This is a genomic window from Malonomonas rubra (genome assembly GCF_003247215.1).
Classification (GTDB): domain Bacteria; phylum Desulfobacterota; class Desulfuromonadia; order Desulfuromonadales; family Geopsychrobacteraceae; genus Malonomonas; species Malonomonas rubra_A.
The window spans coordinates 1-10224 of the sequence record NZ_QKAP01000023.1; the positions used below are offsets into that span (position 1 = coordinate 1).

The 10224-nt window shown below is 54.6% G+C and carries 12 protein-coding genes; all 12 read right to left on the bottom strand.

Annotated features, from left to right (window positions below):
* Positions 1 to 138 precede the first annotated feature (138 nt).
* Complete coding sequence (locus Q7J88_RS02490; RefSeq protein WP_303720574.1) at positions 139 to 366, bottom strand: hypothetical protein; 228 nt, start codon at positions 364 to 366, stop codon at positions 139 to 141.
* 2 nt (positions 367 to 368) lie between these two features.
* The gene (locus tag Q7J88_RS02495; RefSeq protein WP_303720575.1) at positions 369 to 641 is read right to left on the bottom strand and encodes a hypothetical protein; all 273 of its coding nucleotides are present in this window, start codon (positions 639 to 641) and stop codon (positions 369 to 371) included.
* Between the two features lie 280 nt (positions 642 to 921).
* Entirely contained in the window at positions 922 to 1395 is a 474-nt protein-coding gene (locus Q7J88_RS02500) for a regulatory protein RecX (protein ID WP_303720576.1), read from the bottom strand.
* Complete coding sequence (locus tag Q7J88_RS02505) at positions 1367 to 2557, bottom strand: type IV pilus twitching motility protein PilT (protein ID WP_303720577.1); 1191 nt, start codon at positions 2555 to 2557, stop codon at positions 1367 to 1369. The genes Q7J88_RS02500 and Q7J88_RS02505 overlap by 29 nt, the downstream gene beginning before the upstream one ends.
* A gap of 27 nt (positions 2558 to 2584) precedes the next feature.
* A complete protein-coding gene (recA, locus tag Q7J88_RS02510) occupies positions 2585 to 3616 on the bottom strand; it encodes a recombinase RecA (RefSeq protein ID WP_303720578.1) in 1032 nt (343 codons plus the stop codon).
* Between the two features lie 43 nt (positions 3617 to 3659).
* A complete protein-coding gene (gene thpR / locus Q7J88_RS02515; protein ID WP_303720579.1) occupies positions 3660 to 4238 on the bottom strand; it encodes an RNA 2',3'-cyclic phosphodiesterase in 579 nt (192 codons plus the stop codon).
* A complete protein-coding gene (locus tag Q7J88_RS02520) occupies positions 4231 to 5748 on the bottom strand; it encodes a GAF domain-containing sensor histidine kinase (RefSeq protein ID WP_303720580.1) in 1518 nt (505 codons plus the stop codon). Before Q7J88_RS02520 ends, thpR begins: the two co-directional genes overlap by 8 nt.
* Positions 5712 to 6977, bottom strand: coding sequence for a CinA family nicotinamide mononucleotide deamidase-related protein (locus Q7J88_RS02525; RefSeq protein WP_303720581.1), 1266 nt, complete (start codon positions 6975 to 6977; stop codon positions 5712 to 5714). The genes Q7J88_RS02520 and Q7J88_RS02525 overlap by 37 nt, the downstream gene beginning before the upstream one ends.
* 2 nt (positions 6978 to 6979) lie before the next feature.
* Positions 6980 to 7459, bottom strand: coding sequence for a phosphatidylglycerophosphatase A (locus Q7J88_RS02530; protein ID WP_303720582.1), 480 nt, complete (start codon positions 7457 to 7459; stop codon positions 6980 to 6982).
* On the bottom strand, positions 7456 to 8655 hold the full coding sequence (larC, locus tag Q7J88_RS02535) for a nickel pincer cofactor biosynthesis protein LarC (protein WP_303720583.1): 1200 nt from the start codon (positions 8653 to 8655) through the stop codon (positions 7456 to 7458). The genes Q7J88_RS02530 and larC overlap by 4 nt, the downstream gene beginning before the upstream one ends.
* On the bottom strand, positions 8655 to 9410 hold the full coding sequence (gene larB, locus Q7J88_RS02540; protein WP_303720584.1) for a nickel pincer cofactor biosynthesis protein LarB: 756 nt from the start codon (positions 9408 to 9410) through the stop codon (positions 8655 to 8657). The genes larC and larB overlap by 1 nt, the downstream gene beginning before the upstream one ends.
* 12 nt (positions 9411 to 9422) lie before the next feature.
* The gene (locus tag Q7J88_RS02545) at positions 9423 to 9989 is read right to left on the bottom strand and encodes an HDIG domain-containing metalloprotein (protein WP_303720585.1); all 567 of its coding nucleotides are present in this window, start codon (positions 9987 to 9989) and stop codon (positions 9423 to 9425) included.
* Positions 9990 to 10224: the final 235 nt, after the last annotated feature.

Genomic DNA, 10224 nt, shown 5'->3' on the forward strand with positions numbered 1-10224 from the left:
CTTCTTTTATCTTGAGCAATGATCGATGTTTTGGATTTTGCGAGATTGAATCAGCGATCATAATCGAAGTTGCCCAGATTGAAAAGGGGTATCTAGAGGCATTTGCTGCATTGATACGTACTTCGAAGGGAGGTTTTGTTATGCATTGCGACGAATTCGACCACGTTGGTCACTGGTTTGAAGATTGATGCTGGATGTCGGATGAACCCCTCTGGTCTCTGGTAACTTCGGCTGAATTTCACAGTCGGAGCGAGTCAAGTGGAGAAACAGGCCCATGCCCGCAAGCAGGATGCTGGCACTGACCAGAATGCCGACCGGATAGTAAAGGTTGCCAGCCAGATCAAGTTGACTGTATTTGATGATCATTATCAATCCTTCGAGGACCAAAGCGATGCTGACGGTAAGGTGTGATCCTCTTCCTCTTGTTGGCCGTATTCTTTGCCGATACCAATGCCTAACTCAAAGATGGCTAGGGCTATGATGCTGGTGTTGATCGATTTGATCAGGACGTTTACTAACTCGTGCCCCTCGGCCAGCCCTGAGAAGAATTGAATACCGGACAGACCTACCATCATTAACGATAGGACCAAAAAAATTGCGGCCAACATTCTCCCCATCCAGAATTTCACATGCTTGATCATTTGATTCGTGCTCCTTTTTAACTTTTCATTTAGCGGTTATCCCCCTCCGACATTGTTTCATTGTTCAGCAATCCTTGTACCATGTGGAGGTTCTTTGAAAATTAATGAAAGCTGTGGAAACTATCTATCTGCCTTGAATTAATAGATGATTTCATTGACTAGAAAAACGCGGCGGAGTGGAAAAACAGTCAAGAGCACAGTTGGTGACTGTATAGATCTACAGTTTCAGCTTTGCGCTGCAACGGATCAGGGAGGCATTTGTGCAACAGGAAGGCAGGACTCAGTCTGGTTTGCGTAAAACAGAAAAAATCTCGTTCAGCGGGAAGCCGCGCCGTTGAAAAAAGCTGATGACCCGGTGTTTTTCCCGCTCATCTGCCTGTGCAAAATCAAAACCGGGGAAGCGGCGATCGAGTTGATCTTGCAACAGTTGAGAATTGGGGAATTCCTGCGAGGCTTCAATTACGGCGGATTGAGCAATCTCATCGGCAATGCCTTGCCGCCGCAGGTCGAGCAGCACTTTTCGGCCAACGCCGCGGCCGCTGCGGAACAAGGCTTTGGCCCGTTCGCGAGCGTAGTGCTGATCGTCAAGATATTTGTAACTGCGGCATTTTTCGATTGCTTGGTCGATGGCGGATACAGAAAAACCGGACTGCTCTAGCTTCTTGCGCAGTTCTACTTCACTTCTGTCGCGACGGGTCAGGATCCGCAGCGCGGCGGCGAAGGCGTCAGAATCGTTCGATTTGGATGTTTCCATCTTCATCAAGTCCACTGTCTTCTTGCGCTGCCCGTTTAGCTTCTTCCTCGCTCTTGCCCTGTTCGAAGTCGCTCCAAGAAGCGTCGGAGGTGGAGTCGATACCAGAGAATTTGAGTTTGAAGTCATCCGGGTTGGAACTTTGACGTAGCGCCTCTTCAAAGGTGATGACATTCTGCTTGACCAGGTTCATCAGCGCTTGGTCGAAGGTCTGCATGCCGTAGGAGGTGTAGCCCTGGGCAATGGCTTCCTTCAGGTGGTTGGTCTTAGTTTCATCGTCGATCAGGCTGCGGACACGGGCAGTGGAAACCATAACTTCTATGGCGGCAACCCGCCCCTTGCCCTCGGCACGTGGGATCAGTCGCTGCGAGATGACCCCTTTGAGGACGCCGGACAACTGCAGGCGGATATGGGGTTGCTGGTGAGGCGGGAACATCGAGACGACCCGGGTGATTGTTTCCGGGGCGTCGATGGTGTGTAGGGTCGAAAGGACCAGATGCCCGGTTTCCGCGGCCGCCAGTGCTGTCTCGGTGGTTTCGACGTCGCGCATCTCGCCAACCAGGATGATGTCCGGATCCTGGCGCAGCGAGCTTTTCAGTGCCGGGGCGAAACCGGCGGTGTCAAAACCGACCTCGCGCTGGTTTATGATACACTTACGATCCCGGTGCAGGTATTCGATCGGATCTTCGATGGTGACGATATGTGCTGTGCGGTTGCTGTTGATGTAATCGATCATCGCCGCCAAGGTCGTCGATTTACCGGAACCGGTGGCACCGGTGACCAACACCAAGCCACGTGGTTCGTTGGCGATTTTTTTCAACACCTGCGGCAGCAGCAGTTCGTCGAGAGTGGCTATTTTGTAGGGGATGGCCCTTAGTACCGCGGAGACCGAGTTACGCTGCGAGAAAACGTTGACCCGGAACCGTCCCAGACCGGGAATCCCGTAGGCCAAATCGACTTCGTTCTTCTCTTCAAAGGTGCGCCTCTGTTTTTCATTCATGATGGCAAGGCACATGTCACTGACCGACTCTGCTGACAAATGCGGAGCTTTTGGCAGTGGCCGCAGATCCCCGTCGATCCTGAATACTGGCGGTAAACCAGCTTTGAGATGGATATCGGAAGAGTTGGCTTTTAAAGCCATGCCGAGAATGTCATTCAGATTCATAGTTTGTCCTTGGCAATTACTTAGCAGTTAGTTTTGCTTTTCCTTGGCTACAGGAGCGACCTCACCCCCCAGCCCGTATAGTTCACGCAATCTGGCTTCTATTTCGTTGGTTATTTCTGGATGCTCTTTGAGGTACTGCTTGGCGTTTTCCCGGCCCTGACCGACCCGTTCGCCGTTGTAGGAAAACCAGGCACCGCTCTTTTCGACGATATCGTTGTCGACCCCGAGATCAAGGATGTCGCCCTCGCGGGAGATGCCGGACCCGTACATAATATCAAACTCTGCCTGTTTGAACGGTGGCGCCACTTTATTTTTTACCACTTTGACCCGAGTGCGTCCTCCGATCGGGTCCTGACCCGACTTCAGGGTGGCTATCTTGCGGATGTCGAGGCGCACCGACGAATAGAACTTGAGCGCATTGCCGCCGGTGGTGGTTTCCGGGTTGCCGAACATCACTCCGATCTTCATGCGGATCTGGTTGATGAAGATGATGCAGCAATTGCTCTTAGCGACGGTGGCGGTTAATTTGCGCAGCGCCTGCGACATCAGCCGGGCCTGCAGCCCCATGTGCGAATCACCCATCTCGCCCTCGATTTCGGCGCGTGGGGTCAGAGCGGCAACTGAGTCGACAACCAGCACGTCGATCGCACCGCTGCGCACCAGCATTTCGGTGATCTCCAAGGCCTGCTCACCGGTGTCCGGCTGGCTGACCAGCAGGTCGTCCGCCTTGACACCCAGGTGACCGGCATATTGGATGTCGAGGGCGTGCTCGGCATCGACGAAAGCGGCGATTCCCCCCTGTTTTTGGACTTCGGCGACGATATGCAGAGCGAGCGTGGTTTTACCGGACGATTCCGGCCCGAAAATCTCAATGATTCTCCCTCTCGGGACTCCGCCGATGCCTAGGGCTAGGTCGAGGCTTAGTGCTCCAGTTGGAATACATTTGATGGCTGGCATCTGGTAATCAGAGCCGAGGCGCATAATGCTGCCTTTGCCAAACTGTTTTTCAATCTGACCCATGGCCAGTTCAAGTGCGCGATTGCGATTTTCGTCAGACATCCTTTGTCTCCCTTGGCATAAGAAGAAATCAAGTTCAAGTAAGTCAGTAGTCCACAGCGTAGAGCAATGCGGTTGTCCACGGTTTGTGGATGGCCCCTTGCGGCGTCAGCTCGCTAGTATACAGGACCATTCTGTCAATTTTCAGACTGCCGCAGTTGTGTGACAGAAAAGGACACAGCGTTTGGGTGTCGCGTGGCAGGTGACGAAACCGGCCGATGGTCAAGTGCGGCATAAAGTGACGTTGCTCGGTGGCAACACCAATCCGATTCAATCCTGCGGCTAATTCTTGGTGAAGATTGATCAGCTCCTGTTGCGGTTGCAGTCCCAGCCAGAGGATGCGAGGCTTGCGTTGATTGGGGAAAAAACCAAGGTTTCCCATAGTAACATTAAAAATCTTTTTTCTTTTCCCTATCGATAACATAATCTGCTTAATTTTCGCAAGCTGCTCCTGCGTCTGGTCGCCAAGAAAATGCAGTGTCAGGTGAAGGTTCTCCTTTTTTGGTGTTTTCAGCTCCGGTTGCAGCTGTCGGAGCTGTTTCTGCAACTCGCCGAGTTGTTGCTGGAGTGCTTCTGGCAAAGGGATGGCGATAAATGAGCGCAGCAGGCGAGGGGCTTCAGCCATCTTGGTTCCGCGGCTTATAGAGCGGCAGCAGCACACGGAAGTTGCTACCCGATTTACTGTACTTGGAACTGTCGACCCAGATCATGCCGCCATGAGCTTCGATCATTCCTTTTGCCAGCGGCAAGCCGAGACCCGCACTTGGCCCCTGAACTGAATATTTCTGCTTGCCGTGCAGGCTGATATCGCCAGCACCGTGAAATTTATCGAAGATCTGCAAACGGTCTTTTTGATCGATGCCGACACCACTGTCGCTGATGCAAATTTCGACATGATCAAGCAGCGGGGTTTTTTGGAAAAAGCTTACGCAAAACGGTTCCATTTGGGAGCGTAGTTGGAGCAGTTCATCGGCTGTTCGCTGGCTGGCCTCAATTCTGATAAAGCCCCCCGGCGGGGTGAACTTGAGGGCATTTTTCAAAATGCGTTCCAAGGCTTGGCGCAAGTGGTGGTAGTCCCCGACCGGAGCAAGGTGGTCCGGGCAATCACCTATTTCCAGTGTCAACTGCCGGCGGAGCGCTTCATCCTCAAATTGTATTACGATGTCGCCCAGCAACAATGGCAGGTCGATACTTTCTTTGGCTAGGTAGATGTCGTGAGCTTCGATCCGGGCTATTTCCAGCAGATCTTCAACCAGATCGGACAGTTGTTTCCCCCCCTTGAAGATCGTTTTCAGAAGGGCCTGACTCTCTTCCGGGAGTTCTTTCAGTTCGTTCTCGAGCAATTCCGTGGCAGCCATGATCCAGGTCAGCGGGGTGCGCAACTCGTGAGAGGCGAGGGCTAGAAAGCGGTCCTTCATTTGATTGGCCTGCTCCAGTGAACGATTGCTTTCTTCCAGCCGAGTAACATGTTCACGCAGTTGTTTCCGCGACCGGTCCAATTCCCGCTGGCTGGCGTGAGTCAGGCGGTGTTGCCACTCCAGTTTTTCAACCAGTTCCGATGAATCGATCGCCGCTGCGAATAGCAGGCAGCATTCGCAGAGCAGCTCGATTTCGGCCGGTGAGAATTCGCGGAGCCGATTTTGAAAGAGAAAAACCACGCCGATCAGGCGTTCGTGTGCGATCAACGGAAGGCCGAGCAGACTGTGCCAGCCGGCAGCGAGAACGCCCTGACAATAAAGCTGGTCTTCCTTTTCCAGGTCTGGCCAGGAACAGGGTTCGCCACTCTGGACGACCTGGGACATCATTCCTTTTCCGGCCGGCACCTTCTGCAGTTCGAGGCTTAACTCGTCTCCTATATTCAGCTTTGCCACCAAGTTTAATGGCGAGTCGGCGTCATGAATCTGGTAGATGCCGCCGCCGCTGGTGGCAAAGGCTTCGTTCAGCAGGATCAACATCCTCTTCAGCAGCACCCTGCGGTCGCGTATCGAGGCCGTTAACCTCGCAACCTGGCGGATCAGTTGCAGTTCCCTGATGTAATCGCTTTCCGCTTTCTTTGTTGATTGCTGTGTTGGGGTCGAGTATTTTTCCATCGTGTCGTTCAGTTCTGTAACCGAAGGGCGAAGCGACGCAGCCACTCCAGCGCCATAAAGGCGCTCATTCGCTGTACCTTGCTGCGCTCGCCATTGAATTGATAACGTTTTACATGCACCCCTTCCTGACTGGCCAAGGCTATAAATACAGTGCCGACCGGTTTTTCCGCGGTGCCGCCGTCGGGACCGGCAATGCCGGTAATCGCCAAGGCTAGATCGGTACCGGTTGCATGTCGCAGGCCGATTGCCATCGCCCGCGCACACTGCTCGCTGACTGCGCCGTGCTGTTGCAACAGCGGCAGCGGAACTTGTAGCCAATCCTGTTTTGCCGAGTCGGCATAGGTGACGGCACATCGTTCGAGGAAGGCCGAAGCGCCTGGTTGGCTGGTAAACAGGCTGGCAACCAGGCCGCCGGTGCAGGATTCAGCCAGAGACAACGACAGGTTGGCGTTGCTCAGCAGTTTGCCGACATTCCCTTCTGGGGTTTCTTCGTCGCGCGCCATAATGTGATCGCCCAGCAGTGGTTGCAGAATGGCCTCGGCCCGATCTAGTTTTTGCGCAGCATCATCGCCATCAGCACGAAGTTTGACGAGCACCAACGGGTAATCAAGTGCGAAGGCGACATCGACCCCCTCTGGAAGTTGCCGATAAGGGATCATGCTGTCGATCTTCGGTTCCGGAAGGCCGAACAGCTTGAAGTTTCGCTGTTGCCGGGCAGGCGCTGGCGGATGGAGTTCCTTTAGCGCCGGGAGTACCGATTGTTCAAACATTGCTTGCATTTCGTTTGGCACCCCAGGGAGGAAAAACAGCTCGCAGCCATCCTTCTGCAAGCGGAAGCCGGGGGCGGTGCCGATTCTGTTCGGTAGCGGCTGCGCTCCGAGAGGCAGCAGCGCCTGCCGTTCGTTAGATGGTTCCATGGCCCGGTTCCGTTTGCGGAACCAGCTGTGGACCATCTCCAGCGCCAGCTCGTTGATCGCCAACTGCTGGCCGGTGGCGCGGGCCGCGGCGCGAGCGGTCAGGTCGTCACCCGTCGAGCCGAGCCCGCCGGTCACGATCACTACTTTGACATGCTCGGTCAGGTAACGCAGTGCTGCTTCGATCTCTTTTTCCTGATCCGGGACTGAAAGCGAACAGCGCAGTTTGTAGCCGTAATTGGCCAGGGAAGCTGCGATGGTTCCGGTGTTGGTGTCAGCCAGTTCGCCGTTAAGCAGTTCGTCACCAGTGGTCAGTACCGCAATATCGAAGTTTTTATTGTGATGTCGTAAATGCTGCATGGTTAAAAAATCCACAGGCAGAGACGCAAGGCAATTGCGGCATAAATTCCCGCGACAACATCATCGAGAGTGACGCCGACGCCGTTCTTCATCTCCCGGTCGAACCAGCCAGCTGGACCCGGTTTGAGGATGTCGAAAAGCCGGAACCAGAAAAAACCAATTATCGCGGCCCCCCAGCTGAAGGGCAGGAAAAGCACCGTGGCCAGATAGCCGACAAGTTCGTCGATAACGATTCGACCGTCATCTGCTTCACCATAAATTTTTCCCGCTTCGTCGCAGGCCCAAAAACTCAAGAATAGTAGGGCGATAAAGGTGACCAGTTGCAACGGCCAGCTGAAGCAGGACAGGTAGTAGAAAAAGGGAATCCCCATCAAGCTGCCGATGGTACCGGAGGCGACCGGAGCGTAGCCGAGCCCGGCGTTGCTGGCCAGCAGCAGGATCAGTTTGCGGAGCAGTTCTTCGGTCTTTGGCGGTTCGGTCATTCTGGTTCCTCAATCTTTTCCGGATGAAATTGCCGATATGCGACCGTTTCAACCAGTCGGTAGATTTCTGAGAGTGGGCGGCCACTGGTTTGGGCGAGCTTGCGGCAATCATCGTATTCGGCGCTCAGGCGTAAAAACTGTCCATCTTCGTAAATTAACTTAACCTGCGCCACGCCAACCTCGGTGTTGACCGTGGCATTACGGCGTACTAGTTTGAAGCGCTCGCATGGCGAGGTTCGCACCCCGATTGCACTGCTCTGCCGCATGATCAGGCTGGCCAGTTGCTCCTCTTGACCCGGTTCGCAGACCACCGTCAGACGGAAGCCGGGCCGGTTTTTTTTCATCTGCAAGGGCGTAAATCCTGCATCGAGAGCCCCTTCATTGAATAACAGTTCAAGTAAAAATCCGAGTTGCTCAGGAGTGGAGTCGTCGATGTGGGTCTCCAGCAGCTTCACCCTGTCGCGTTGTGAGCCACACGAAGCGGCCGTCTCTCCGAGGATGCCCCGCATCAGATTGGGGCGATCCTCCAGCTGCCAGCCACCGACGCCGTAGCCTGTACGGTCGATCGTCATTGGCGGCATGCCGCCGAACTCGGCCAAAGTGCTGGCGATGGTAGCGCCAGTTGGTGTGACCAGTTCCTTTTCACAGCCGCTATCAATAATTGGTAGCCCGGTCAAAAGCTCTAGTGTGGCGGGTGCGGGCAGTGGCAGGGCACCATGGGCACATTTGCTCATTCCGCGGGACAGTGGTAATGGGGCACAGAGCAGTTTTTCGATGCCGAGCAACTGCAGGCCTATTGCGGCGCCGGTCAGATCGATAATCGCATCGAGCGCGCCGACTTCGTGGAAGTTAACCTCGTCGATATTGATGCCGTGCACCTTGGCTTCAGCCTCTCCGAGCCGGCGGAAAAATTTACGTGCCAGTGTTTTGCTGTCGTCAGGCAATGGGCAGTCGCAAAGCATTTTGTCGATGGTCGACCAGCTGCGGTGGTGATGTGACTCTTCATGCTCGACCTTCAATCTGGTTCCATTGATGCCGTGGCGCTGCTCGCGTCCGACTTTCAGTCGGTAACCGTCAATCGGCAGCTTGGCCAATTCGCTCTGCAGGTGCTTGAGCGGCAGACCGAGGTCGAGGAGCAGGCCAAGGAACATGTCACCGGAGATGCCGGAGAAGGTGTCGAGGTAAAGGGTGCGCATTAATCTCCCTTGCGGTTGATCCGGTTGGCAGCAAAGGCCGCACCGAAACCGTTGTCAATATTCACTACCGTTACTCCGCTGGCGCAGGAGTTGAGCATACCGAGCAGGGCTGCGATGCCGCCGAAAGCGGCGCCGTAGCCGACCGAGGTCGGAACAGCGATGACCGGCACCGCGACTAGGCCGCCGACCACCGAGGGGAGTGCGCCTTCCATGCCGGCGACGACGATGATCACCGCTGCTTTCTGCAACTGTTCGCCTTTGGCCAACAGTCGGTGGATGCCGGCGACGCCGACGTCGACCAGTTCTTCCACCTCGTTGCCGAGCATTTGCGCCGTTACTGCAGCCTCACGGGCAACCGGCAGATCTGACGTTCCGGCGCAGATCACCAGCACTTTGCCACGGCCGCTGACTTCGATCTTCTGCTGTACCAGGCAGAAGGTGCGGGCGTCGGGGTCGAAGTCGCCATCGGGGAATCGGTTGCAGAGCGCGGTCGCTTTCTCTTCGTTGAGACGGGTTGCCAGAATGTTTCGCCCTTTGCGTTCCATCGCTGCGATGATGGTTTCCAGCTGCTCAAGGCTTTTGCCTTGGCCGAAGATTATTTCAGGGGCTCCCTGGCGCAGTTCGCGGTGGTGGTCGATCTGCGCCATCCCCAAATCCTCGAAGGGAAGTTTTTCCAGCTGAGCAAAGCCATCGGCAACGCTGATTTGGCCATCGGCCAGCAGCTGTAACAGCCGGGTCAGTTCTTTCCGGTTCAATCTAGTATCCTTTTACAGACCGAGGTCGTCGGCAATCCCCTGCATCGCTGCTAGACAGAGATCACAGAACTCCGGCACCGGGATGCCGATCTGTTCGCATTCGGCAATGATTTCGCGGTTGGCTCCAGCGGCAAACAGCTTCTCCTTATAGCGTTTGCGGACCGATTTCGGTTTGACACTTGCCAGTTTTTTATCCGGATAGACCAGCGCCGTGGCGATGATCAGGCCGGTGATGGTTTCCCCAGCCGCCAAGGCGTGGTGAAAACGTTCGCTACGCTTGTCATTGTGGGCCATTTCGTTGTGCATCCGGATCGCTTCGATGATCTCTTCAGCGACCCCTTCCTCACGGAGGATTCGTACCGTTTCATGGGTGTGATGGGGCAGATCGTTGAGGGTCATTTCGACGTCGAGATCGTGCAGCAAACCGGTCAGTCCCCAGAGTTCGACATCTTCGTTAAAATGCTCTGCCAAGGCGCGCATAACTGCTTCGCTGGCCAGGCAATGTTTGGTCAGATTTGGATTCTTCAGATGTTGCTGGAGCAGTTCAAGTGAGCGCTCACGGGTGATTCCGTAGTTCATCAGATCGATCTCCTTCGGACAGATCAATAAGCATAGCAAAAGAAGTGGAGCCTGCCAAAACAGATTCTATGAAACTCCCGACTAGGGTTGACAGTTTATACTGGTTTTCTGTAACGAAGGGAGTCCCAACGTGACGAAAAAAGCACAACATGATATTGCTAGAAAGCTCAAGGTTTTAAAGCATACTCCACAAACAGGGAACGTTGCTAAAACCTGTTGCTACTTTGGTATATGT